This window comes from Acinetobacter corruptisaponis (assembly GCF_030053775.1).
GTDB lineage: Bacteria > Pseudomonadota > Gammaproteobacteria > Pseudomonadales > Moraxellaceae > Acinetobacter > Acinetobacter corruptisaponis.
This window is the reverse complement of sequence record NZ_CP125669.1, coordinates 740853-766454: the sequence shown is the minus strand read 5'-3', so window position 1 is coordinate 766454 and position 25602 is coordinate 740853. Positions and strand designations below refer to the sequence as shown.

Annotated in this window: 23 protein-coding genes, 2 tRNA genes and 3 pseudogenes; 13 read left to right on the top strand and 15 right to left on the bottom strand. The window is 40.2% G+C overall.

Going from position 1 to position 25602, the window contains the following annotated elements; genetic code table 11:
* Positions 1-14: 14 nt before the first annotated feature.
* From rodA to QLH32_RS03795, 8 genes are all read right to left on the bottom strand, one after another.
* Positions 15-1157 (bottom strand): rod shape-determining protein RodA, encoded by a 1143-nt coding sequence (gene rodA, locus QLH32_RS03830; protein WP_267979805.1) that lies wholly within the window; start codon positions 1155-1157, stop codon positions 15-17.
* Positions 1158-1403: 246 nt separating this feature from the next.
* On the bottom strand, positions 1404-2063 hold the full coding sequence (locus tag QLH32_RS03825) for a hypothetical protein (RefSeq protein WP_283268172.1): 660 nt from the start codon (positions 2061-2063) through the stop codon (positions 1404-1406).
* A 33-nt stretch (positions 2064-2096) separates the two neighbouring features.
* A complete protein-coding gene (gene queF / locus QLH32_RS03820; protein ID WP_283268171.1) occupies positions 2097-2912 on the bottom strand; it encodes an NADPH-dependent 7-cyano-7-deazaguanine reductase QueF in 816 nt (271 codons plus the stop codon).
* Complete coding sequence (locus QLH32_RS03815) at positions 2909-3682, bottom strand: ABC transporter permease (RefSeq protein ID WP_004679673.1); 774 nt, start codon at positions 3680-3682, stop codon at positions 2909-2911. Before QLH32_RS03815 ends, queF begins: the two co-directional genes overlap by 4 nt.
* Positions 3679-4614 carry an ABC transporter ATP-binding protein gene (locus QLH32_RS03810; RefSeq protein WP_267979802.1) on the bottom strand — a complete coding sequence of 312 codons (936 nt, stop codon included), beginning with the start codon at positions 4612-4614 and terminating at the stop codon, positions 3679-3681. The genes QLH32_RS03815 and QLH32_RS03810 overlap by 4 nt, the downstream gene beginning before the upstream one ends.
* 126 nt (positions 4615-4740) lie before the next feature.
* Positions 4741-4816: transfer RNA gene (locus tag QLH32_RS03805), tRNA-Arg, on the bottom strand.
* A gap of 119 nt (positions 4817-4935) precedes the next feature.
* On the bottom strand, positions 4936-5517 hold the full coding sequence (locus QLH32_RS03800; RefSeq protein ID WP_283268169.1) for a hypothetical protein: 582 nt from the start codon (positions 5515-5517) through the stop codon (positions 4936-4938).
* A gap of 139 nt (positions 5518-5656) precedes the next feature.
* The gene (locus tag QLH32_RS03795; protein ID WP_267979800.1) at positions 5657-6349 is read right to left on the bottom strand and encodes a 3'-5' exonuclease; all 693 of its coding nucleotides are present in this window, start codon (positions 6347-6349) and stop codon (positions 5657-5659) included.
* Positions 6350-6478: 129 nt separating this feature from the next.
* Between QLH32_RS03795 and QLH32_RS03790 the strand changes: the two genes are divergently transcribed.
* The gene (locus QLH32_RS03790; RefSeq protein WP_283268168.1) at positions 6479-7348 is read left to right on the top strand and encodes an IS982 family transposase; all 870 of its coding nucleotides are present in this window, start codon (positions 6479-6481) and stop codon (positions 7346-7348) included.
* A 69-nt stretch (positions 7349-7417) separates the two neighbouring features.
* Here the strand turns inward: QLH32_RS03790 and QLH32_RS03785 are convergent, their stop codons facing one another.
* Entirely contained in the window at positions 7418-8281 is an 864-nt protein-coding gene (locus tag QLH32_RS03785) for a GGDEF domain-containing protein (protein ID WP_283268167.1), read from the bottom strand.
* Between the two features lie 17 nt (positions 8282-8298).
* Positions 8299-9390, bottom strand: coding sequence for a redox-regulated ATPase YchF (gene ychF, locus QLH32_RS03780; protein WP_267979796.1), 1092 nt, complete (start codon positions 9388-9390; stop codon positions 8299-8301).
* A gap of 208 nt (positions 9391-9598) precedes the next feature.
* Between ychF and QLH32_RS03775 the strand changes: the two genes are divergently transcribed.
* Complete coding sequence (locus QLH32_RS03775) at positions 9599-10369, top strand: glutathione S-transferase family protein (protein ID WP_283268165.1); 771 nt, start codon at positions 9599-9601, stop codon at positions 10367-10369.
* Positions 10370-10424: 55 nt separating this feature from the next.
* Here QLH32_RS03775 and QLH32_RS03770 read toward each other — a convergent pair whose 3' ends face one another.
* Complete coding sequence (locus QLH32_RS03770; protein WP_283268164.1) at positions 10425-11453, bottom strand: DUF6670 family protein; 1029 nt, start codon at positions 11451-11453, stop codon at positions 10425-10427.
* Between the two features lie 195 nt (positions 11454-11648).
* On the opposite strand from QLH32_RS03770, the gene QLH32_RS03765 reads away from it, so the two are divergent.
* On the top strand, positions 11649-12119 hold the full coding sequence (locus QLH32_RS03765) for an Lrp/AsnC family transcriptional regulator (protein WP_004661600.1): 471 nt from the start codon (positions 11649-11651) through the stop codon (positions 12117-12119).
* Positions 12120-12162: 43 nt separating this feature from the next.
* On the opposite strand, the gene QLH32_RS03760 is transcribed toward QLH32_RS03765, so the two are convergent.
* Together QLH32_RS03760 and QLH32_RS03755 are read right to left on the bottom strand one after the other, a co-directional pair.
* Positions 12163-12912, bottom strand: a complete 750-nt coding sequence (locus QLH32_RS03760) for a YebC/PmpR family DNA-binding transcriptional regulator (protein WP_004679662.1) — start codon at positions 12910-12912, stop codon at positions 12163-12165.
* Between the two features lie 135 nt (positions 12913-13047).
* A complete protein-coding gene (locus QLH32_RS03755; RefSeq protein ID WP_283268161.1) occupies positions 13048-13593 on the bottom strand; it encodes a 1-acyl-sn-glycerol-3-phosphate acyltransferase in 546 nt (181 codons plus the stop codon).
* 281 nt (positions 13594-13874) lie between these two features.
* Between QLH32_RS03755 and QLH32_RS03750 the strand changes: the two genes are divergently transcribed.
* From QLH32_RS03750 to QLH32_RS03710, 10 genes and pseudogenes are all read left to right on the top strand, one after another.
* Positions 13875-13951, top strand: a tRNA-Ile gene (locus tag QLH32_RS03750).
* A 210-nt stretch (positions 13952-14161) separates the two neighbouring features.
* On the top strand, positions 14162-15730 hold the full coding sequence (locus tag QLH32_RS03745) for a type I restriction-modification system subunit M (protein WP_283268160.1): 1569 nt from the start codon (positions 14162-14164) through the stop codon (positions 15728-15730).
* A complete protein-coding gene (locus tag QLH32_RS03740; protein ID WP_283268159.1) occupies positions 15730-15990 on the top strand; it encodes a virulence RhuM family protein in 261 nt (86 codons plus the stop codon). Before QLH32_RS03745 ends, QLH32_RS03740 begins: the two co-directional genes overlap by 1 nt.
* Complete coding sequence (dinD, locus tag QLH32_RS03735) at positions 15965-16804, top strand: DNA damage-inducible protein D (protein WP_283268158.1); 840 nt, start codon at positions 15965-15967, stop codon at positions 16802-16804. Before QLH32_RS03740 ends, dinD begins: the two co-directional genes overlap by 26 nt.
* Positions 16804-17286: pseudogene (locus QLH32_RS19850) on the top strand (restriction endonuclease subunit S); the annotation flags it as partial. The gene dinD and the pseudogene QLH32_RS19850, both read left to right, overlap by 1 nt.
* A pseudogene (locus tag QLH32_RS19845) lies at positions 17275-18000 on the top strand (restriction endonuclease subunit S); the annotation flags it as partial. The pseudogenes QLH32_RS19850 and QLH32_RS19845, both read left to right, overlap by 12 nt.
* Before the next feature lie 156 nt (positions 18001-18156).
* Complete coding sequence (locus QLH32_RS03725; protein ID WP_283268155.1) at positions 18157-18540, top strand: endonuclease domain-containing protein; 384 nt, start codon at positions 18157-18159, stop codon at positions 18538-18540.
* Between the two features lie 138 nt (positions 18541-18678).
* A pseudogene (locus QLH32_RS03720) lies at positions 18679-21555 on the top strand (type I restriction endonuclease subunit R).
* 213 nt (positions 21556-21768) lie between these two features.
* Entirely contained in the window at positions 21769-22116 is a 348-nt protein-coding gene (locus QLH32_RS03715; protein WP_267979792.1) for a hypothetical protein, read from the top strand.
* Between the two features lie 116 nt (positions 22117-22232).
* Positions 22233-22442, top strand: coding sequence for a hypothetical protein (locus QLH32_RS03710; RefSeq protein ID WP_283268153.1), 210 nt, complete (start codon positions 22233-22235; stop codon positions 22440-22442).
* Between the two features lie 100 nt (positions 22443-22542).
* Here the strand turns inward: QLH32_RS03710 and QLH32_RS03705 are convergent, their stop codons facing one another.
* Together QLH32_RS03705 and QLH32_RS03700 are read right to left on the bottom strand one after the other, a co-directional pair.
* The gene (locus QLH32_RS03705) at positions 22543-24555 is read right to left on the bottom strand and encodes an esterase/lipase family protein (protein ID WP_283268152.1); all 2013 of its coding nucleotides are present in this window, start codon (positions 24553-24555) and stop codon (positions 22543-22545) included.
* A 117-nt stretch (positions 24556-24672) separates the two neighbouring features.
* Positions 24673-25578, bottom strand: coding sequence for an ABUW_2363 family tetratricopeptide repeat lipoprotein (locus tag QLH32_RS03700; RefSeq protein WP_279958883.1), 906 nt, complete (start codon positions 25576-25578; stop codon positions 24673-24675).
* Positions 25579-25602 lie beyond the last annotated feature (24 nt).

Sequence of the window (25602 nt, the reverse complement as noted above, 5' to 3'; positions counted from 1 at the left end):
TATATCGTTCCTCATTATCGATGTGTATGAATAGACATCACCAGTCCAAATGTTGACATAAGGGTAATAATTGCAGTGCCACCATAGCTCATAAACGGCAAAGGCACACCCACTACAGGTAAAATACCACTGACCATGCCAGCGTTTACAAATACATAAACAAAAAAGGACAAACCAAATGCGCCCGCGACCAGACGACCATAGTTATGGAAGCTTTGCAGACCAATCTGGAACGTCCTGAAAATAATGGCGCAATAGAGCAGAATCAGTAGGCTGACCCCAATCAGGCCAAACTCTTCGGAATAGGCCGCAATAATAAAGTCAGTATGTCCTTCTGGCAGAAAGTGCAGATGGGATTGTGTTCCCTCCAGAAATCCCTTGCCTGAGAAACCGCCTGATCCAATCGCTGTCTTGGATTGGATGATGTTCCAGCCTGTTCCCAAGGCGTCCGCTTCAGGGTCCAGCAGGGTAAGTACCCGCTGACGCTGATAGTCATGCAGTAAAAACTCCCATGCGATTGGGATAATTACGGCCACAGCACCCGCTGCTGCCGCAATCAGCCGCCATGACAGGCCACTTAGAAACAGGACGAAAATCCCGCTGGCAAGAACCAGTAATGAAGTCCCCAGGTCGGGCTGCTCAGCAATCAGCAAAAATGGAATGACAATCAAGACCAGGGAAAGAATCACTTGGGAAAAGCTGGGTGGCAATGCCTTGCGCGACAGAAACCATGCAATCATCATCGGCATGCCAATTTTCATAAATTCGCTGGGCTGGACGCTACCGAAACCAGGAATATCAATCCAGCGCTGTGCTCCCATACGTACCTCACCAAAAATCACCACTGCAAGCAGCGATAGCACACCAAAGACATAGAAGTAGGGTGAGAATGCCTGATAAACCTTGGGTGGAATCTGTGCCAGGCTGAACATGACCACAAAACCAATGCCAAAGCTCATGGCCTGCTTGCTGACCAAGCCGACATCCTGAGCAGAAGCACTATATAAAACGGTCAATCCAAGCAGGGCATTTAGCACAAGAAACAGGCAAAGCCAGGGATCGATATGCAGTTGTTGCCAACGGGATAACTGGGTTGCTGTGCTCAAGCCGTCACGAGGCGCTTGACGTAGAAATTTGTACTGGGAACTAGGTGCCATGCGAGTGTAGATCGGGAAATCAATGCTTGGCGAATGCTAACATAAATGCGGATTTAGAGCGTGCAAATTTAGAAAATGTGACATTTATAAGCATTCAATCTATAGAATGAAATGGCAATATATTTGTTCATAGGGTTTATACCATAAAATGCTATAAATCAATCTAATAGATGGGTAGGGATGTATTGCATACGCCCAATAAAAAGCGACGGTTTTTTGACCGTCGCTTTTTTATCATTTGATGAATTATTTTTGAACCAATAACTGATCAAAATGTTTTGCAAATACTTCCAGTTCTGCCTGGCTTAAGCTAGGGATGAGTTTCTTAATCACAATATGAACGGCTGTTTCCACACCACTGGTTGCAACGCTGGCAACACCACGTTTCACCATGCCTAGACCCAGGGTTTTGTTAAACTCAGTCATGAAGTGGTGAATTAATGCATCAGCAAAGGTTTTAAACTGCTGGGTTAAGGCATCACGTTGTGCCTGTCCATTTCCAGCAGCCACTTCTGCAAAGCTTTTCTTCATGTCGGTGACCAGCGTATCAGGTAGAACCGTACCAATACGTTGTTGACCGTCATTATCAGTAAACAGGCTTTTTTCCATAAATACCAATGATTCAAGGACCTGCTCGTTTGATGCTTTACCTAACAATTGCTTGAGTAAAGTTTCAACAATGCCACGAATCTTGATCGCAAGGTTTTCAGTGGTATCACGCTTATCACTTGGTGGAAATTTTTGAACCAACTTAATCAGCATGTTGTCTAATAATTCATCAGTCAACTGTAAAGAAATTTTGTCACGCAACGGATATTGTGGTTCTTTACTGTCACGATTGGCTTGTGCAAGTTTAATATCCTGACTCAAACCTGCTGATGGAAGAATACCGAAATAACTGGTCATTGAAGAACGTCCTCTATATCAAATTTATTCGTTTTATTGTCGTGCCAGACGAATTGGCTCGGGCATCCATGACAAATCCGATACACGGCATGGGTTAATATCCAGCCCCCCGCGGCGTGTATAGGTTGCATAAACCATCAGCTTTTCTGGTTGAAGCAGTTGCCAAATATCCGCAAATATTTGCTCAACACATTGCTCATGGAAACCATTATGCTGACGGTACGAGATAATATAGGCTAACATACTGCGATAACAAGGTCTTTTGCCTTGCAGACGAATAAAAACCGTACCCCAGTCAGGTTGGCCTGTCACAGGGCAGTTACTTCTTAAAAGATGTGAATACAGTTCAATTTCAACATTATCCTGAATGGTTGAGTCGAATTGCAGCAAGCTTGAGTCTGGATGTTCAGACAACCGTTCAGGAATCAGCTCATCAATACAAATCCCTGTCGGTTTGGAAATGGCTAAATCATCGACCTGAAACAGTTGTAGCTCAATCTTTGCACCAGCAGCCTGGGACAAGTCACGCTCCACTGTTTCAATAAATGTTTCTCTTGACTGAAACTGGGTAAAGTTCAGGCTGTTGAAATATAGCTTGAGCGATTTCGATTCAATCAGGTTGGGTGAGCTGGCAGGCAGGGTGATGCGGCCAATCGCCACCTGTGGCAAACCGAGCTGGTTTAACCATGAGATTTCAAAGACATGCCACCAGTCCTTACCTTGGGTAATGCCGTCAATATGTGCATATTGTTGACGGGAATCAGCACGGGCAATTGGAAATAAAACTTCTGGCTGATATTGAGTTGGGTATTGGGTATCTTTGCCCAACAAAGAAAGTTCAACACTCATTCACGCATTCCTGAACCACGAGCTAATAAATGATAGGCAATTGCATAGAGGGCAACGCAGCACAGCGTCACAATGCTCAATGAAAAGGATACATTGACATCACTGTGTCCTAAAATGCCGTAACGGAATGCATTGACCATATATACAATTGGATTGATTAAAGACAGGTTTTGCCAAAATGGGCTTAACGCGCTAATCGCATAGAACACACCACCCAGATAGGTGAGTGGGGTCAATACGAAAGTCGGGATAATCGAAATATCATCAAATGACTTGGCATAAACGGCATTGATAAAGCCACCAAGCGAAAACAACAACGAAGTAATGATGACGGTATAGACCGTCACAAATAAATTGTAAATTTCCAGATGGGTAAAGAACAGGCTCATTAAGGTCACAATCAAGCCAACCAGCACACCACGGCTGACACCCCCAATCACATAACCCCAAAGAATCAGGTGTAAGGGCACAGGGCTCATGATCAGTTCTTCAATACTCTTTTGAAATTTGGCACTAAAGAAACTTGATGAAACGTTGGCATAGCTATTGGTAATCACCGCCATCATGATCAGGCCAGGCACAATAAACTGCATGTAGCTAAAGCCACCCATTTCACCAATACGTGAGCCGACCAGGTTACCGAAAATCACAAAGTATAAACTCATGGTAATCGCGGGTGGCAGCAAGGTTTGTGGCCAAATCCGCATAAAACGACGAATTTCTTTAACAACTAAAGTCCAGAGTGCGGTTTTAAGCTGATTGAAGTTCATTGATTCGCTCCCGCAAGATTCTTCTCGACCATTTTCACGAACAATTCTTCCAGACGATTGGATTTATTCCGCATACTGTTGACCTGAATATTCTGTGATTGCAGGATTAGGAACAGGTCATTCATGTTATGCGCCTTGTCCATGGTCACTTCCAAAGTCACAGGATCAACCAGGTTAAACTTGAACCCGATAATATCGAGTTGTAAATGCTCAATCGGTTGCGCCAAGTCAAAAATAAAGGACTCTTCATTCAACTGATTGAGGAAACCTTTCATGCTGGTATCTTCCTTAATCACACCACGATCAATGATGGCAATGCGGCGGCACAGCATCTCGGCTTCTTCCAGATAATGTGTGGTCAGGATGATTGACGTGCCTTTCTCATTCATTTCAATGAGGAAATCCCACATGGAACGGCGCAGCTCAATGTCCACGCCCGCAGTCGGTTCGTCCAGAATCAAGAGTTTTGGTTCGTGCATCATGGCACGGGCGATCATCAGGCGGCGTTTCATCCCACCAGACAACATGCGTGACTGGATATTGCGTTTTTCCCATAGCCCCAGTTTTTCTAAATAATGTTCGGCTCGTTGTTCAGCCAGTTTTTTCGGAATACCGTAATAACCTGCCTGAGTCACCAGAATATCAAAGGTTTTTTCAAACTGACCAAAGTTAAACTCTTGTGGGACGACACCAAGACATTGTTTGGCATGTGAGGGGTGGGTATCAAGGTTATGCCCAAAGATTTCAACTGAACCCGATGTTTTTTTGGTTAAGGAACTGATGATACTGATTGTGGTCGATTTACCTGCACCATTCGGCCCCAGTAGTGCATAAAATTCACCCTCAGGCACAGTTAAATCAATGCCTTTTAACGCCTGAAAACCATTACGATAAGTTTTGGACAAATCGCTCAATACCAAAGCATCAGTCATGAACGTCTCACGTTATTTAATAGAATGCGTATTTTGAGCGATATAAAAGAATAAACCAAGTGGAAAAATAGGTTTATGGCGTGTTAAAAACAGAACGATTACAGAAAGGGAAGTATCTTAAGAAAATGGTACGCTCGGCGGGACTCGAACCCACGCCACAGGCTTCGGAGACCTGTACTCTATCCAGTTGAGCTACGAGCGTATATTGGAGCCACATCATAGGCAAAAAAAGCATATAGGTAAAGTATATAACTTTGCTTAACGTAGTTTATTGTTTATTAAAACAACGATTTCTGCTTTTATTCAGCCATTTTTACAAAATCAGCACGATAAATGCTGAACTGAATAATTAATCAGTTTTAGCGTTTGATTCAGTTGGGTTGGGGGAATACGGGATTCCTGTAATGAGGTAATCCATTGCATTTGACATGCTTTGAGTTGTTGTAGCGTTTTAATAGACTGAATTTTTTGTACCAGTGGACGTGCCATTAAGCCACAATAGGTGGTTAAGGTCTGAATCATCACTTGCTGAATTTCAACAAATGCGAGTTTTTCCAGTGAAATACTTTCTGGTTGAATCTGTTGGACAGGAGCAGTACTGGTTTCAGATACTTCTTTTATAGCGGATGTTTCTGACCTGCTCACTTCGTTGGTTTGAACACTTAAATCTTCTTTTATTTCATTTTTTACTGGGGGCTGTGTGGCTTGCTGTGCCAATAAACCCATATCAATCAGTTGTTGCACCAACTCTGTCGGTGCGATTCTTTGTTTATAGTCATGATTCAGGTCCTGAAAATCTTCGTGGTCAATCAGTAGCAACAAACGGCGTTGACGTGCGGTCAACTCAATATTGCGTAGTTGTAATGCACTCTGCCCAAGTTCTGTTTTAAAAAAGTATGACATTTCTGAATCTCCCCCAGCCAAGACCTAGATGGAGATTAAGATAAGGTTAATAAATGACAATAATGTTAACAATTTATTAAATATCATTGTCTTGTTTGGAGTAAGTGGAAAATAATCTAACAGTGCGACGCGTTATGAATTATTTAACTAACTGAGTTTCCAGTGCCTTGCGTAAATAAAGGTCAAGATCATCCTGACGCAGCAACCATTGAATATAGTCGGTAGGCAGGTCCTGAATGGCAGTACCCTTGTGTTTGCCGAAAGTGATGCTCTTTGGAATACGGGCTTCTTCTGAAGCAATATAAAGTTGTTCAATATCCTGAATATTGAGGCGGTGAATGATGTGCATCAGGATATTGGCGGTCAGGATAATATCGGCATCGGCTCGGTGGGCGCCCTTGAGCATTTCCCGCGCCTTGTCACTGCCTTTTGAAATTAAATAAATCAGGGCTGAAATATTATGTGCTTCCGCATCTTCCCAAACATGGCGGGCAAGGGCAAGGGTGCAGATTGGTTTCAGTTTGGATGTATCAACCCCACAGCGTGCGATTGCGGCAACATCATAATCCACATTATGCCCAATAATATAGCGTGTCTGTTCTGGTAGCTGGAATTCACGGTAATTGGGCTGATCAACCAAATCTGATTCCAGAATATGGTGTACCGCCATTGCCGCATAGGAAATGGGTTGATTGACCTGATAAAGCTGATCAAAGATTTGGCTCTTATCCAGACTTAATTTTCCACTTTCAATTTTAATCGGCGCATAGGCGATTTCGATTGGCAAACCATTCAGTGTATGGGTCTCAGTATCCAGAATAATGGCTTGCATGAAGTGGTCCTATATGAAGTCTAGAATTTTATTATCTTAACCTGAATCACGGATAAGCCATAGACTTGAAAAAGAGAAGGACTAGAGCCATCAGTTAGTTACCACACAAAACTTACGACTCTAGTCCTTATGTTCGATAGTACCCAATTATTCTGTATAATTGATGATTTCTTTCTAAAATTTGAATCAGTTTACTGGAACTTCTTAAAGCAAAATCTTAAATGCCTAAGAATTCGCCCTGCACAGCTCAGTATTTCTGAAATTGTCTTTATTGCAATTTGGTATAAACATTCACATTTCAATAACTTTAAAGCATTCTTTACGGCACTGAGACATAACTATTTTCATTTATTCAAAAGCCTGCCTTGTTACCAACGTATGATTTACCTGATCAACACTCATCAACTGGCTTTACATGCCTTACATTTCGCCCTGATGAAAGATCAGCAAAGTCCTTATTTATGGATCGATTCAACGACATTGGCTGTCTGTAAAAATCAGCGAATAAAAAGACATAAATCGCTAGCAGCAATTGCAACTCGTGGTAAAAGTTCTATGGGTTGGTTTTTTGGTTGTAAGTTGCATGTACTTATGAATCAGTCAGGTGAAATACTCAGCACAGCTTTATCAAATGGGCATACAGCAGATATAAAAATGGTTGAACAGTTAGTCAAGGGAATGACTGCTAAATTGTATGCTGATCGTGGCTATATTAGTCATGAATTAAAGAGTAAATTAAGAGTACAAGATATTGATTTAATTACCTATCATCGAAAGAACATGAAATCTATACAGTTATCAAAAGCAGATGAATACCATCTGAAACAACGCAATAAGATTGAAACTTTATTCAGTTTGCTGAAGGGGGCGTACAATCTAGTGACGACTAGAGCGAGAAGTGTTGCAGGCTATTTAGCTGGTATTTACGCATCTTTATGTGCTTATCAAATATGTCATCAAAACAAGCCGATGATTCGTATTATGGAAATATCGGCTTAAACAAGATTCGGGTTATCTTACAAGAAATTTATTTATTGTGCCGTCAAATAATCATTGTTTCTGTCCAGCTTAAAATGCTGGTTCAGTATTCATAAATGTTTGAATAGTCGTTTGAGATTTACCCAAAGACTTTGACTGATACATGAGCTGATCTGCAATCTTGGTTGCATCCTCAAGATTCTCAGGTAGTTCAGCCAGGATGGCCAAACCCATACTAAAGTCCACGCCGTATTTTTGTTTTAAACCACTTTCCTGAAATAATGCTCTAATACGCTGGTCACAGTGATGTGCCTGTGTTTCATCAATATCCAGTAAAATAATCGCAAACTCATCACCACCCAAACGGGCAATAATGTCAGAGGAGCGGCAGGCTTTTTTGAGAACCTGTGAAAACTGGAGCAGAACCTCATCACCACGATGATGTCCATAAGTGTCATTGACTGCCTTGAAGCCATCAAGGTCGATAATGCCAACTGCAAAACACGTTTGTTTGCGGAAATTCAACTTTCGCAGAATACGATATTCAATATCAAAGGCGCGACTATTGTCCAGAGAGGTGAGCTGATCTTTCATTGCCAGATTTTTCATTTCCTGCCAGTTTTTACGCACATTGATCAGCAAGAAAGCGACAATTGAAAAGAAGCCCAAACGGACTAGGGCATTCCAGAAAGGAATAATGCTATTTGAATAGGGATGGCCTGCATTGCTGTCTGCAATTAACCAGGTGATTGCTGAAAGTAGAATGGTGATGACAGTGGTTTTATATTGGTCATACCATGCGGCAATAGAAATCGGCAGTAGATAAAACACAGAGAACGAGTATTCATAACCTGTTGCAAGGTCAATGATGCCCAATACGACGAGTATGAGTAAAATCAATAAACGTCGTAGCTTGGTATTTCGTGCGAATAATCGTTCTAAGGTCTTTTCCATTACATCGTTATAAATGATTACACATTAAAACGGAAGTGCAATACGTCGCCATCCTGAACAATATAGGTTTTCCCTTCCAAACGCCATTTACCCGCTTCTTTCGCACCGTTCTCACCGTTGTATTGAATGAAGTCATCATAGGCAATACATTCAGCACGGATAAAGCCTTTTTCAAAGTCAGTGTGAATTACACCTGCCGCCTGTGGCGCTGTGGCACCCACTTTAACGGTCCAGGCACGAACTTCCTGTACACCCGCAGTGAAGTAGGTTTGTAGGCCAAGTAATTTATAACCCGCACGGATCACCACATTTAGGCCTGGCTCTTCCATTCCCATCGCTTCCAGAAATTCAGCGCGGTCTTCATCTTCCAGTAATGAAATTTCAGCTTCGATCTGGTTGCAAAGTGGAACAACAATCGCATTTTCCTCAGCAGCCAATTTTTGTACTGCTTCAAGATGTGGATTGTTTTCAAAACCATCTTCTGCCACATTGGCAATGTACATGGTTGGTTTGAGTGTCATTAAACCAAAGCCACGAACTGCCTTACGCTCATCATCAGAAAGGTCTGCCGCACGTGCTGGCTTACCTTCATCCAGTAAAGGCTGGATTTTTTCCAAAGCTGCCTTGGTTGCAAGTGCTTCCTTGTCACCACCTTTGGCTGCTTTGGTTAAGCGTAACAATGCTTTTGCAACGGTATCAAGGTCAGCCAGTGCAAGTTCAGTGTTGATGGTGGCAATGTCATCCAACGGGTCAATTTTACCATTCACATGAATCACGTTTTCATCTTCAAAGCAACGTACCACATGCGCAATTGCATCAGTTTCACGGATGTTGGCAAGGAACTGGTTACCCAGACCTTCACCCTTGGATGCGCCCGCAACCAGACCCGCAATATCAACAAATTCCATCGTGGTTGGCAGAATACGCTGTGGTTTTACAATCGCCGCAAGTTTGTCCAGACGCGCATCTGGTACAGGAACAATCCCTGTATTGGGTTCAATGGTACAGAACGGAAAGTTTTCAGCAGCAATGGCCGCCTTTGTTAATGCATTAAATAATGTAGATTTACCTACGTTTGGCAGACCAACAATACCGCAATTAAAACCCATGAAACCACTCACAAATGTGTTATTTAAAAAATTGCTGCTGATTTTACATGAAAGCCATGACAAAGTCAGGTCATGGCTGGAATGAAAAGTCGATCTCGCCCAAATTACAGGAGATAGGGAAAAAAGGACATTGTATTGATTCGCTTTTACTTCTAAAGTATGGCAAACCTTATGTTTGAACGAATAGAAAAATAAAGTTGGAGAGTCTATGCGGGTTTTATACCAATTTCCTTTATCTCACTATTGTGAAAAAGCTCGCTGGTTGTTGGATCATAAGGAATTGGACTATGTGGCACATAATTTAATTCCTGGTTTTCATCGTGCGTTTACCTACTTAAAATCTGGGCAATATCTATTGCCAATGCTGAAAGATGATAAACGCTGGATTGCCGATTCGACCCAAATTGCCTTATATCTGGATACAACCTATCCAGAACATGCACTGTTAAGACGTGATGAGCAATTGCGTGATCAGGCGCTGCAAATTGATAAGCTGGCAAATGAGCTGGGTATCCATGTGCGCCGCTGGTCACTGGCACAGGCACTTTTAGTCGGGGATCATCCACTTGAAATCATGATGGGCGAGCAAGGCTATTTACGCCAGTTTGAGAAGATTTCCAAACCGATACTCAAGAGCATGGTTTCCACCAACTATAAGCTCAATCCTGAAAAAGTCGCCCAATCCAAGATTCGTATGACAGAGTTGATTGCCGATTTAAATCAGTGTCTGGTTGATAATCAGGGGCGTTATTTGGTGGGGGATCGTCTTGGTCTGGCCGATATTTCGGTTTGTTCAATCCTTGCACCCTTGCTGGTGATCAAGGGAACACCGTGGGAACTGGAAAACGATGATATTGAGCAGTTCTCAGGTGAATTAAAGCAGTATCACGACTATTTACTGGATTTACCACTTGGACAATATGTGCAGCGTATTTATGCCACTGAACGTAATGCCCGTGTTGATTGGCGTGGTTTATAAGTATAATTTGGAAATGATCTTAAAAACCAATAAGATCATTTCCATTCAATCGTGCCTAACGAATGTCTAGATACTCAATATAGCCTGTTCCCGTAATGGCTTTGCCCTGAAAAGTCCCTGTATATTGATAGCTTCCCGCATAACCACCTGCCATACCATATTGAAAATCATGATTTGATGTACCATTAATGGTAATGAGTGGCTGACCTGAATGATTGTTCACCTGCCATGAAAACTGATGCGGTAAACGCATACTCAAGCCATTGGGTGTAATGGAACGTTCTGGATAAAACTCATGCACATTCAGTTCAAAACCATCTGAATAAATATCACCATAATCATCCAGCGAGCGAACATATACCCGTTGCTGCATCACTAGATTGAATGACCCAATAATCTCAACCAATAAAACCTGGGTACGTTCATCAATATTTATAATATGATAGGTAAAATAACGCATCGGGAGATTGATATTTACACCCCGTGCATATTCATAAGTACATAAACCCTGAATATCCGTTTTTTTACCTTGATATTCGAGATAGCCCTGATATTGGCAAAGTAATGACCAATGATCATATACCCCACCAAACAGTTCAGCAAAATTTGCAACTTTATCCGTTGCCTTGATATTTAGCTCAAAGTTAAAGTCATGGCCCTCACGTTTGGCATGAAAATTGGGATATTTCCCATCAAGCAATAGATCATTGCCAAAACGTAGTGATGAACCATCTGCGCTCAATTCACAGTCATTCTGGACACTATATCCATTAAAATGATCTGCCGTACCTACGGCTGTGCCAATGAGAACGTTGGCGGTATCAATATCTGTGGTTTTGATGAGATGATGGTTTCTAAAAAGTTTAATTTTTGGCTGACCAATGACGGTGAGTAAATTTAAAAAATTGAAAGGTGCAGGCAGGTTCGGAAACATCGAACCATAATGTACACAGGTATATTTTCCTTTTGGAATATGGACCTTTGTCTCTGGATTAAATGGATAGCTATGGTGTAGTCCTGAACGGTCAATTAAGTTATTGATGGCTGCTGGGGCATGGATTTTTTCTGGGAAAGGAAATTTCATTAAGTATAATCCTAAGTTTAGGCCTAAGCTTTACGACGGTGATTAAAAATATATTGAGGTATCTATTTATATTGAATGTCATTTTAGGAAAATGTCGTGTCATTTATAATGCTGGTTGAGAATATTTAAAATTTAACTTTCTAAATGGGGTTAAATTTCTATAATGGGTATAGTTTCGAATTGAAAGAGTTGAAGATGGAATTAGATCGTTTTGATAAACAGATTCTTGAAATTTTGACCCATGAGGATGTCAACCTGAATGAACTGTCAGAGCGTATCAACCTATCTGTTAGTTCAGTTCATCGTCGGATCAAGAACCTGATTGAGTCTCAGGTGATGGGACAGCTTAAAAGGGAAATCAATTTTAATAAACTCGGCTTTAGCCTGCATATCCTGTTACAGGTTTCATTGAGCAAGCATGACAGTGAAACGTTTGACAAGTTTTTACAGGAAATTGAAGATATTCCAGAAGTGACCAATGCCTTTTTGGTAACGGGGCAAAGCGCAGATTTTATTCTGGAACTGGTGGCTCGCAATATGGATGACTACAGTGAAATCCTGTTACGCCGTATTGGCAAGATCGACAGCGTGGTTGCGCTGCATTCAAGCTTTGTGATTAAGGAATATAACGTATTTAACTGCTATAAACTTTTAAACAAGCTATAAAAAATGCATCTAAAAAGATGCATTTTTTATTCATCTGAGTGGTTTACGCATCCAGTTGAGCTAGAACATCTTCAGAGAACTCAACGTTGGTATAGACGTTTTGAACATCATCCAGATCTTCAAACATATCAATCATTTTCATGATTTGCTTGGCTTGATCAATATCTGTGATTTCAGCTTTGGTGGATGGGCTCATGACCACTTCTGCATTGTCGGACTTTAAACCCGCGGCATTCAAGGCATCTTGTACATCACCGAAACTTTCTGGTGTGGTAATAACCAGAATTCCATCTTCAGAAACTTCAATGTCTTCTGCACCAGCTTCCAGTGCAACATCCATGATTTTGTCTTCTAAAGACACATCTTCAAAGCTAATTTCTCCGCGTTTGGTAAACAAATAAGCCACTGAACCCGATGTACCCAGGTTACCATTATTTTTTGAGAAGCAATGACGGACGTCTGGCACAGTACGGTTTAAGTTGTCTGTCATGGTTTCAACCAGAACGGCAACACCACCAACACCATAACCTTCATAAGTGACTTCGTTTAAATCTTCATTATCCTCACCACCTGCACCACGCTGAACAGCTCGGTTGATTGCATCACGCGTCATATTCACTGAAAGTGCTTTTTCAATCACCGCACGCAGACGGGGATTACTGGCTGGATCGCCGCCGCCTAGTTTCGCTGCTGTAACGATTTCACGAATATATTTAGTAAAGACTTTAGCACGGCTGGCATCTTGTTTTGCTTTACGATGCTTTGTGTTGGCCCATTTAGAATGACCTGCCATGGAAATAACTCCAAAAAATTAAAACTTAAAAAAGTGCAGGAATATTAGCATAGCGATGGTTTTGTTGAAAACAACCGTATTTGATATTCCAAATTTAAAATTTGCCTGATGATCTTAACGTGAACAGAACAAACGCTATCGAATTTTCACATCGATGCCATATTCGGCGTACAAGGTTTTGATTTTTTCTAAATCCTGCTGCAAGTTGGTTGGATAAATTTTACCCAAAATACCGCCTTGCCTGGTTTTGGCATTGGCGTACATCAGGATGATGGGTACATTTGCCGCCTTGGCAATATGCCAGAAACCAGTCCGAATTGGCTTGCGTTCTTCACCATCTTTGGCGCGTGTTGCCTCAGGTGCAATCACAAGGTTGAAACGATCATTTTGATTAAACAGCTCAACCATTTGCGTGACAATATCTTTGCTGGCCTTGCGGTCAACAGGGATGCCACCAAGCTTTTCCAGAATCGGTTTAAGAGGGCCTTTAAACAGTTCTTTTTTGATGAGGGTATGGATTTTAAGCTCTAAAATTTCAAATAGTGCAAGTGACAGGATGGTGTCCAGATTTGAGGTGTGCTCAAAGCCAATAATAACTTGTTTGTTTTCTAAAATGGCTGGATCGACGTTATATGTCCAACCTGTTGCTTTAAAAATGGATTTTCCTAAGAATTTTTTCATGGCAGAAATACATGACAAATGAATGGCAGCAGTGTAATACGAGTTTTTTAGAAAATACATATCCTAAAATTCCACACTAAAAAGAAATTTGGATGTTTCTTAATTGATCAAAATATGCAGATATTATCTTTACTCAAGACGCAGAGATCAGATAGAATCAGCAAAGTTTTAATTTAATCACCGTTTTAGTGATTTGATAAAATCATCTGCTTGTAATTTAAGTTAAATTTAGCTAACATCAAGCGGCTTTAATCATAAGAAATATGATTAAAACTTTATAAGGGCCTATAGCTCAGTTGGTTAGAGCAGTGGACTCATAATCCATTGGTCCCGTGTTCAAGTCACGGTGGGCCCACCATATAAAACAACCACTTAGGTGTACTAATCCTAAGTGGTTTTTTAATGCATATTTTTCATATAGATACTCGGTGTAAACAATTTAAAAAGCTTCATTCTCTATAATTTTTACGCGACAAATTATGTCTTTTATCTTACAAATGTAGCTGAAAAATAATTAATTTTCGGTAAACTATTCACGTTTCATTCTTTTTTTCGGACTTCAATAACAATGACCCAAGTACAACTGCAACAGCTACAAAAACAACTTTGGAATATTGCTAATACCTTACGTGGCAAAATGGGTGCAGATGAGTTTCGTGACTATATTCTAGGGTTTATCTTCTTTAAATATTTATCTGAAAAAGCGGTGAACTTTGCCAATGAGTTGCTCGATAGCGAAGATATTGGCTTTTTAGAGCTTGATGAGAATAACGCTGAGCATGTGCCATATATCGAAGAAATTAAAAAGAATGCCATTGAAGAAGTGGGCTATGCACTGACACCAAAACAACTATTTCATACGCTTGCAGAACGCGGTCGTAAAGGCGATTTCATTTTAGATGATTTGGCGGCAACGCTAAAAGCGATTGAACAAAGTACACTGGGTTCTGACTCTGCCGATGACTTTGCCAATCTATTTGAAGACCTCGACTTAAATTCGACCAAGCTGGGCAATACAGCAAGTGATCGTAATGAGCTAGTGGCAAAGGTTCTCAGTCATTTAGACGATATTGATTTTGATTTGTCCAATAGCGAAAGTGATGTATTGGGTGATGCTTATGAGTACCTGATTGGTGAGTTTGCATCAGGTGCTGGTAAAAAAGCAGGGGAATTCTATACGCCGCAAACGGTATCGACTTTACTTGCGAAGATCGTAACGCAAGGGAAAACCCGTTTGCGTTCTGTCTATGATCCGACCTGTGGTTCAGGCTCGTTGTTGCTGCGTGTTAAACGAGAAGTACAAGATGTGGATATGATTTACGGTCAGGAGATGAACCGTACCACCTACAACTTGGCACGTATGAACATGATTTTGCATGATGTGCATTTTGCCAAATTCGATATTAAGCAAGAAGATACCTTGATTCGTCCACAGCATTTGGACAAGCGTTTTGATGCGGTGGTTGCCAATCCACCATTTTCGGCAAAATGGTCTGCTGATCCGTTATTTTTACAAGATGAGCGTTTTGCAGCTTATGGCAAACTTGCGCCAAGTTCTAAAGCGGATATGGCATTTGTTCAGCACATGCTGCATCAACTGGATGAGCATGGCACGATGGCCGTTGTGCTGCCACACGGTGTTTTATTCCGTGGTTCGAGTGAGGGTGTGATTCGTCAATACCTCATTGAACAGCTCAATGTGATTGATACCATTATTGGTTTACCTGCCAATATTTTCTATGGCACAAGTATTCCAACCTGTATTTTGGTGCTGAAGAAAAACCGTGAGCATAAAGACAATATTTTGTTTATTGATGCCAGCAACGAGTTCGAGAAGCAGAAGAATCAAAACAAGTTATTGCCTGAGCATTTGGATAATATTATTGGGGCATTTGAAAACCGTCAGAATATTGATAAATACGCGCATGTGGCGACTTTAAAAGAAGTGAAAGAAAACGACTTTAACCTGAATATTCCACGTTATGTCGATACTTTTGAAGCTGAGGACGAGATTGACCTGGATGCCATTGCTCAAGCCTTGCAGGCTTTAGAAGTTGAGAGTCAAAAGACCGATGCCGTGATTAGTGAATTTTGCAAAGAGCTTGGGATTGCTTCGCCGTTTGCGGAGGTGAAGTGATGGATAATCAAGAAAATTTAATTATTTATAATACAGATGATGGCAAAGCAAAAGTTGCTTTATATGCTCGTGATGGCAATATTTTTATGAGTCAGGCACAGCTTGCGGAACTTTTTGATACCTCTGTTCAAAATATAAGCAATCATATCCTAAAAATATTGAATGAAAAGGAATTATTAGAAAATTCAGTTATCAAGGATTACTTGATAACTGCATATATTGGAGGAATTTACAATGAATACACAACATCAAACTTTTGAAGATATAAAGCAAATCAATGAAAATGGTCAGGAGTTTTGGTCAGCACGGGCTTTGGCAAAAGTGCTTGATTATGCTGAATATCGTAATTTTTTACCTGTCATAGAAAAGGCAAAAATTGCTTGTGATAGAAGTAATCAGTCAATAAATGATCATTTCGTGGAAATGCACGAGATGATCGAGTTGGGAAAAGGTGGTTTAAGAAGTTTTCCTTCATTTGCTTTATCTAGGTATGCTTGTTACTTGATTGTACAAAATGGTGATCCTTCTAAGCCTGTTATTGCAAATGGGCAGACTTATTTTGCAATTCAAGCACGTCGTCAAGAGCTTGCAGATGATGTAACCTTTAAGTCATTAAGGGAAGATGAAAAAAGGCTGTTATTGCGTAATGAGTTAAAAGAACATAATAAACAGTTGGTTGATGCTGCTTATGATGCTGGTGTTATTACTAATTTAGATTTTGCAATTTTTCAAAATCATGGCTATAAAGGTCTATATGGTGGATTAGATGCTAAAGCAATTCATGGAAAAAAGGGGTTAAAAAAATCTCAAAAGATTTTAGATCATATGGGGAGTACTGAATTAGCTGCAAATTTATTCCGTGCAACACAAACAGAAGAAAAATTAAAGCGAGATGGGGTAAGTAATAAACGTGAAGCTAACCAAACCCATTATGAGGTAGGTCATAAAGTCAGACAAACTATAGCTGATTTAGGTGGAACGATGCCTGAGGAATTACCTACACCAGAAAAAAGTATTTTGATCTTAGAAAAAGAGCAGAAGAAATTTTTAGATAAAAATAAGGATAATCAATAATGTCTGTACCTAAGTTGAGGTTTAGAGAATTTGATGGGGATTGGGAGAAGTCAAAATTAGGCAATCAAGCTCAATTTCTTCAGGGTGAACAGGTTTCATTAGATGATCAATATAATGAGTATGCTCATGGTTTAACTAAATTTTTAAGAATTGAGAATTTCACACAGAATTCGAAAGATTTTAGATATATCAAATATATTGGTTCAAAAGAAAAACTTCTTAATGAGCAAGATATTGCAATCGTTCGGTATGGTGCAACGGCTGGATTTATTTGTTCAGGCGAAACAGGTGTAATAGCTAATAATCTTTTTAAAGTTATTGTAGATAATAAAATAATTAATCAAAAATATTTAGAGTTGGTCTTGAAGTCAGAAAAAACTTTTAATTATTTCCAGTCAGAAATGTCTGGGGGAGCTATGCCAGCTCTAAATTTTAAAATTGTAAGTAATTTGGATATAACTTATTCTTCCTTAGAAGAACAAACCAAAATCGCCTCTTTTCTTTCCGCAGTTGATGAAAAAATTAGCCAACTGACTCAAAAACATAAGCTACTTAGCCAATATAAACAAGGCATGATGCAGAAGCTATTTAGTCAGCAGATTCGTTTTAAAGCGGATGATGGGAGTGAGTTTGGGGAGTGGGAGGAGGTTGCTTTAAGTAAGGTTTCTGATGTTCGGGATGGAACACATGATTCTCCGTCGTATGTTAAAGACGGTTATCCACTCATTACTTCAAAAAATCTTAAGAATGGGAAGCTTGATTTAACTGATATCAATTTAATTTCTGAAGATGATTATTTAAATATTAATAAACGTTCAGCAGTAAATATTGGTGATATTATTTTTGGGATGATTGGAACAATAGGTAATCCAGTACTTTTAAACTCAGATGGTTTTGCTATAAAAAATGTAGCACTCATAAAAGAGAAAGATGAACTTTTAAATATTTATCTAATCCATTATCTAAATAGTAGTTTTTTTGCTAAACAAGTAGCTTTGCTTAATGCAGGAAACACGCAAAAGTTTTTGGCTTTGGGACAAATTCGTTCATTATCAATTCATAAGCCACAATTAGCTGAACAAACCAAAATCGCTAATTTCTTATCCGCTATCGACCAAAAAATTGAGGTTGTGGCACAGCAAATTGAACAAGCCAAACAGTGGAAAAAAGGCTTGTTACAGCAGATGTTTGTTTGATTTACCCCCTCTAGCTCCCCCTAAAATAGGGGGAGAACCTCACGGAATTGATGACAGGATTAAATTTGTGGAAAAGTCTCCCCTTGATAAGGGGAGATTTAGAGGGGTTACAATAAAGTCCATTCTGATAATTGGAAATTTAGAGGGTTTTTATTGATGACACAAAAAATATTTAACAAAACAGAATATAAACAACGCCGCCAAACATTACGCAACAACATGACCGAACCTGAAAAACGCTTATGGGGAATTTTAAGAAATAATCAGCTTGGGGTGAAGTTTCGTAGACAGCATGGAGTTGGGCATTATATTGCCGATTTTTATTGTCCCCAATTAAAATTGATTATCGAGGTCGATGGTGAAAGCCATTTTTCCGAAGATGCCCAAGCTTATGATAAAATTAGAGATAAATTTATGCTAGAGTTGGGTTTAACGACCATTCGAATAACCAATACTGAAATCATGCAAAATATTGATGGTGTATGTGAGTATTTACAGCAGCATGTGCAGCAGTTTCATGCTAAGACTTTGCTTGTTTAGATTTACCCCCTCTTGCGAAGCTTTAGTCGCTTCTCAGGGCAGGACATCACGAATCCAATATTTAGTTATTTCTTAGCTAACTTTAGTTATTTTACAATATAAGTTATTGTTAATTAAATATTTAATTATGAGAGAAATATGACAGTACAAAGCGAATATCAACTTGAAAATGAACTGATTGCACAACTGCAAGGACTGGGCTATGCAACCGTTACCATCAAGGATGAACGCCAACTACTGTCAAATCTCAAAACACAAATTGAACATGCCAACGGACTTGCACCATTATCAGAAACTGAGTGGAAGCAGGTCATTAGCTTTCTAAATACAGGCACTGTATTTGAAAGAGCTAAAAATCTACGTGACCAGTTTCCTGTCAAATTTGATGATGGTTCAAGCAAGCACATCTTCTTTTTATCGGATGACCCAAGCAAAAACGTATACCAAGTCACCAATCAAATCACGGTAGATCATCGTGATTTTAATGGTCGAACCAGCCGTTTTGATGTCACGCTCTTGGTCAATGGTTTGCCTTTAGTTCAAATTGAATTGAAAAAACGAGGCATGGAAATTGCCGAAGCTTTCAATCAAACTCAACGCTATATTCGTGAAGCGTATTGGGCAGGGCAAGGGTTGTTTGGTTTTATCCAGCTTTTTATCATCAGTAATGGCGCAAATACTCGCTACTATTCAAATGGTACGACAGGGATAGAGTTTGCCTTTCCGTGGGCAGATGTTACCAATAAACATATCAATGAAATTGTCGATTTTGCGGATGCATTTTTAAATCATCAGCATCTTACAGACATGCTGACTCAATACATGGTGATGTTGGAAACCAGTAAAAGTTTGATGGTATTACGCCCATATCAAATTTACGCCGTGCAAAAGATTATTGTCCATGTACAGAATTCAGAGCAAAACGGCTATATTTGGCATACCACAGGATCAGGTAAAACACTGACATCATTTAAAGCCAGTCAGCTCATCATGAAGATGCCTGATGTGGAAAAGGTATTGTTTGTGGTGGATCGTAATGACCTTGATACGCAGACTTCACGAGAATTTAATGCTTTTAAAGCGGATAGTGTAGATAGCACAGACAGCACGCATACTTTAGTGAAGCAGCTCGATCAACGTCATGACAAATTGATCGTGACCACCATCCAAAAGCTAAATCGTGCGATTAGCACTGACCGATATTTAGAACATATCAATTACTTAAAAGACAAAAAAGTGGTGTTCATTTTTGATGAATGTCATCGTAGCCAATTTGGTGATACTCATCAAAATATTAAAAAGTTCTTTAGCAATGCACAGATGTTCGGATTTACGGGAACGCCGATCTTTGAGGAAAATAGTCAGTCCAAAGCAGGCTTAAAACTCACCACAGATTATTTATTCAATCAGTGTTTACATCAATATGTCATTGTGGATGCGATTCGAGACCGTAATGTATTGCAGTTCCAAATTGATTATCGAGGAAAATATACTGCTAAAGGTATGCAGAATAACCTTGATTATGACGAGGATGTTGAGGGAATAGATACCAAAGAGCTTTATGACAATCCACAACGCTTGGAAATGATTGCTCGTTATATTGTTGATACGCATGATACTAAAACTAAAAACCGTGAATTTACTGCAATGTTTTGTGTCAGTTCAGTGGATACCTTAACGCAGTATTATGAGCTATTTGAAAAAGTGCAAGCTGAGAAGCAACAACAAGATGAAGCACAAGGTCGATTATTTAAACCACTCACCATTGCAACGATATTTTCCTATGCTGCAAATGAAGCGGTTGAAAACAATGATCAAAATGGTTTGATTCAAGAAGAATCAATCGATGCACCCACTCAAATTAACTAATCGAATCGTGACAAACTGGATCGCTATATTGCCAATTATAATGTCCAGTTTGGAACCAATTACAATTCTGGCGATGGTTTCTATGCCTATTACCGTGATATTGCAGATCGGGTAAAGAAAAAGCAGATTGATATCTTACTGGTCGTGAATATGTTTCTTACGGGCTTTGACTCAAAGCCTTTAAATACCTTATATGTCGATAAAAATCTGAAATATCATGGTTTGATTCAGGCTTTTTCACGGACTAACCGTGTTTATAATGATAAAAAACCATTTGGGAATATTATTTGCTTCCGTAACCTAAAACGGGCTACAGATGAAGCACTGGCATTATTTTCCAATAAAGAAGCAAGAAAGACGGTTCTTGTGCCAAGCTTTGAGGAAATCAAACAAGACTATGAGCAAGCGGTCGAAAAGTTATTGAGGATCACACCTGATTATCAGGCTGTAGATGCTTTAATCACCGAAGATGAGCAACTGGAGTTTATTAAAGCTTTCCGAGAAGTGATGCGCTATAACGCCCAACTACAAACTTTTGTGGAATATGACCAAGATCAAACCGTGTTGGATAAACAGCACTTTGCGAATTTTGCATCTAAGTATGCTGATCTCTGTCGAGCGATTCGAAAAACCACCAAGAAAGAAAAAGTCTCGGTGCTGGATGATGTCGATTTCCAACTGGATTTGCTGCACAGTGATCGTATCAATGTAGGTTATATCCTGACACTGTTACAGATGGCAGTGAATGCTGAAACAGATGAGCAGCGTAAGAAATACGAAGCCCAAGTACATGATCTGATTGGCAGTGATATTAGCTTGCATGACAAGCAAGACTTGATACAAAAATTTATTGAAGAAAACATGCCAAAAATGATTAATGGGCAAAGTGTACAAGTGGCTTTTGCTCAGTTTTGGGATGCGGAAAAAGAGCAAGCCTATCAGCACTTTTGTGAACAAGAAAATCTCAAGCCTGAAGCAATGAAACAGGTTTTGGACAATTACGAGTTCAATAAACGTTTACCAAGAAAAGAAGAAATGAAAGAATTGCCAAACTACAAGGTTAAGCTTTTTGAGCGGGACACTGTATTAACTAATTTGTTAGTAAAAACACGACAGTTGATTGAGAAATTTTATGTGGGATTATAAAAATATAATTTGCAATGGTTTAGGAATAGAGTGGCACTACAGGCACTAGTTTAAGGGAAGTAGGCATAAATACGCTATATAAGCGTTGAAGAGTTACAAGTAAGAAACCCAAGCGCTTAACAAAAAGACCAAACTTCTTTTAAGAAATTTTTAAGATTGAATCCTTAGTTTTTAATCATGAGTTGATGAAAAAAACACCGAGAGGAGCTTTCAATGAATATGCTTTATACCCATAAACCGAATTACTATTTCTTTGCACATAAGCTGGTATTATTCTTGGAGAGTTACCTTAAAGATCATCCTACAGAACAGCAGACCAGTTTCAATCTGCAAACCATTTATGACCTGTTTAGCCATGACCGCGCCTCAAGCACCACCAACCTAGAGGGTATTTTAAATATCGCTGATGAATACGTGCTGGACACAGATGAGGGGCAGCAAGCCTTGATTCGCGCTTATCATGTCCACTTGGATAATCATGTACTGGCGCTTGAATTTAACCCTAAAGCGATTGCCAGCCTGAAAGCAGGTCAGAGTATTGTAAGCCCACAGGCGGCTTAAGGAAAATCCATCTCTCATATACACTTGGCTACGGCCAAGTGCCTTTTTATCAAGCTGATTTTGTATGATCTATCCGCTATGATGTTGGTTTCAGTTGAAATCATCAGAATGGCATTATGGATAAGGATTTTAAGTCGGAAACATATACTGTCGATGAAAGTGTCACGGATACCCTGATATGGTTGATGCATCATCAAGAAATTTTTGATTCGTTTCATTTTGATACCCATACTCAGGAGTTGTCTGTCACCCACGCAGCAGGTGTAGATATTATTCGGGTTGGGATGTTCCTTAATGCCAAATATGGGATTCTGGTGACATCTTAGTTCAGTTTTAAGTAGTCCTAAACATATCTGATCTTTAGGATGTATGATTTAGCTAAACTTAATAATAAGCCCAAACAGGATTTGGGCTTATTGGATTGGGTTAAGGTTTATATAAACCATGATCAACAAGGTGCTGGCGCAGGATTCGTCGTAATTCCAGAATTGCTTCTGGCGTTTCCTGAATCGAGTGACCGCCATGAATGATTTTTTCAGAAACAGCACCATCTAAATGGGCGCTTTTATAAGGCACAATCCCGTCAGTAATTACATTAGGGTCGTCACTCTTGGTGATGTTGCCCATAATTGAATGGAACACCAAACCTTTTTCTGGTGGAATATTGGCAGTCAATTCCATGAACTTGGACTTTTTACTCAAGTCACTTGGACCATTCTGAATCACGTCATTGGTCAGGGTTTTTACGAAATCTTTCAGGTCAACATCATCGCTGGTCAAGGTATCTGCCAGTGTGGTGAGAAATGTTGCAGGCAAACGAATAATCTTACGCGCAGCCAGGGTAAACCAGCGATCTGCATAGTCTGTTCCGCGATGTGGCGCAGCGAGGAAAATGGCACGGTCAAAGTTGGTGATTGGTTCCATTTTCAGCCGCTCACCAATTACGGGGTGCTTTCTTAAACGGGTCTGTTGGCGATTGTTCATCATTGCCAGGGCTTGTTTGGAAATGTCGGCATCACTGACCAGTAGACGGCTAATAATTCCGCCCATACTATGTCCAACCAAAACAGCATCTTTCGCAGCTGCATCTTTAGGATTGACGGTGGAAAAGGCTTGCTTGAGCAGGGCATAGATCTGGAAACGGCTTTCCAGAATCGGCATATTGGTTGAATAAAACACCTGCCACACCTGATAATGTTCACGTAGTACCGCATCCCCCATAATGTCGTTGGTCACGGCAATCCATGCTTCAGGGCTACTGGCCAGACCATGCACCAGTACAATGATCTTCTTGTTGGGATTGTAGGGTTCCAGCATGTAGAGATGCGGCATGGTTAAATGCTGGTCACGGTCAATTAGCGTTAGGTATGCCGCCGCACCCAGATTATTTTCGGCCAGCCATAAACCATAGGGTGCGGAAAAATTGGCAGCCAATGAATAAGGCTGGCCTGCGATATTGACTTTGTCAATGCTATACGGGTCATAGACCTTAATTTCAAATTCAGGGCTGGTTAAAACATCATTCACTGAAGCGGTTGGTTTTTTCGGCTGGGCAATAATGGTTGCCGCCAGATAACGTGCCTTGTGAATGTTTGGATTAGTGCCTTTCGGATAATGATAGGTTAAAGGGTCAAGAATATATTTATTGTCATGCTGTGACACATCACCAGAAGGAAATACCGCAACAAAGTCAGAACCGAAACCGTCACGTCGGTTAATGGCCTTTAAACCTGAGAAATTCATGTTATAGCTTGAAATGAACTTCTCAAGCTTCATGTCCTGTAACCGTTGATAGGACTGAATATCAAGGGTATAGGTGCTGTTACCAATCTTAATGGTTGGGGTGATATTGGTGGTGGGATTTCTTAGACTATGCACATTCACCAATTGGGTCAGCGCCTGATTGTAGAAATCCCGAATCTGAACCTGTCGGTTATCAAAAATCCGTTCCTGTGGCTTTCGGGAGGTTTTAAATAAATAGGCATAACTATAGCGGATACTTTTATCCAGATTTTCCAGTTGTTGGTCTAGGCAGTTCTCATAATTTTTCTGGATAATTTTTTGGTCATCTTCAGACTTATGTTTGGTCAGCTTACTTATTTTACATTCAGATGAATCTGAAAGTGCCATGGATTTGGCCAGATAAAGTTCACTTGCTGTTGAGAGCAATTGTTCATCCAGTATTTGCGGAATTTTATGCAGGTCGGCAATACATTCATTCGGTGTCTGTGAACAGACTTTAGCTTCCTTGCCCGACATGGACAGGACATTGAGGCTGGCTTCACTTAATTTTTTCTGGGTTAAAATGCTGTTACGTTCATTGGCAATGGTGACATCAATCGCCTGCTGTTTAAGGCTGACCACCTGACAACCGCTCATGACCATTGTGCTCAGCAGGGTAGTAACAAATAGGCGACAATTTGGAGTAAATGCTAGCATCGGAATTCAGCAAATTAAGTGCGAAGATTAGAGCTATAATACGAAAAACGGCTGCTTTTTCAATCGGTATAAAAAAATAGACTGCTTAGGGCAGTCTATTTTTACAAAAAATCTGGATCAGTTCAGCACTTGCCACACATTCCAGCGTTTACCAGATTCCACTTCGCTAATAAGGCGGTCAGCCACTTCCGCTTCATCTGGATATTTCACTTTATAGTTCTTTAGGGTCTGGATGGCATTTTTCTTTTGTTCTAGCCAAAGAAAGTTGTTTGCGGCAGAAAGATAGGCTTCCTGTACACCACCTTTAATGGCCTTGTCTAAATATGGAATTGCCTCACGTTGACCGCCACCCTCAGACAAGCCAAACCCAAACCAGAAATTGGTTTCAGGGTCATTTGGGCTGATTGCCAGGATACGCTGTGCGTAATTGAGTGATTTAGTCGTATACGCTGTTCCGAGATCCATATTACGTGCCATCACACTGGCTTTAAAGGCACGGGTTAATACATCCAGTGAAGCATTCGGTTGTTCAGCCAAGGCATCAAGTTTCTGTGTGATTTCCTTAAGTTTGGTTTCATAACCTTTACGTTCCTGACGCTCAGGGAAACGTGGTGGATAGTGACGTGCCTTACCTTCAACCAGTTGTAGGAAATCATCAATCTCAGTCACATCCACTTCATTATCGCCTGCAAGCACGGCATATTTCATGCTGCGCTGTTTGCTGTCGATGGTTGGAACGATCAGTTTATTCACTTCAAGTGTGGTTGATTTTGATGGGTCATTTTGCAGGCTTACCACCATTTTGGTCACAGGCTGTGTTGTTGCATCTTTAATTGCAAGCTCAAAGCTTGGTGGCGCATCATAATTAACTGGATTTAAAGCATAAAAAGGCGGTGTTGGATCTGGCTCTTTAAAAACAAAAGGCTGGGGTGCCGCTACTTCTTTTTTTACAAGGGGTGGGGTACCACATGCAGTTAAAACAGAAGTTGAAAGTACAAGTAATGCCAAAGGCTTAAAATTCATGCTTTACATCCATTAATTTTAGTG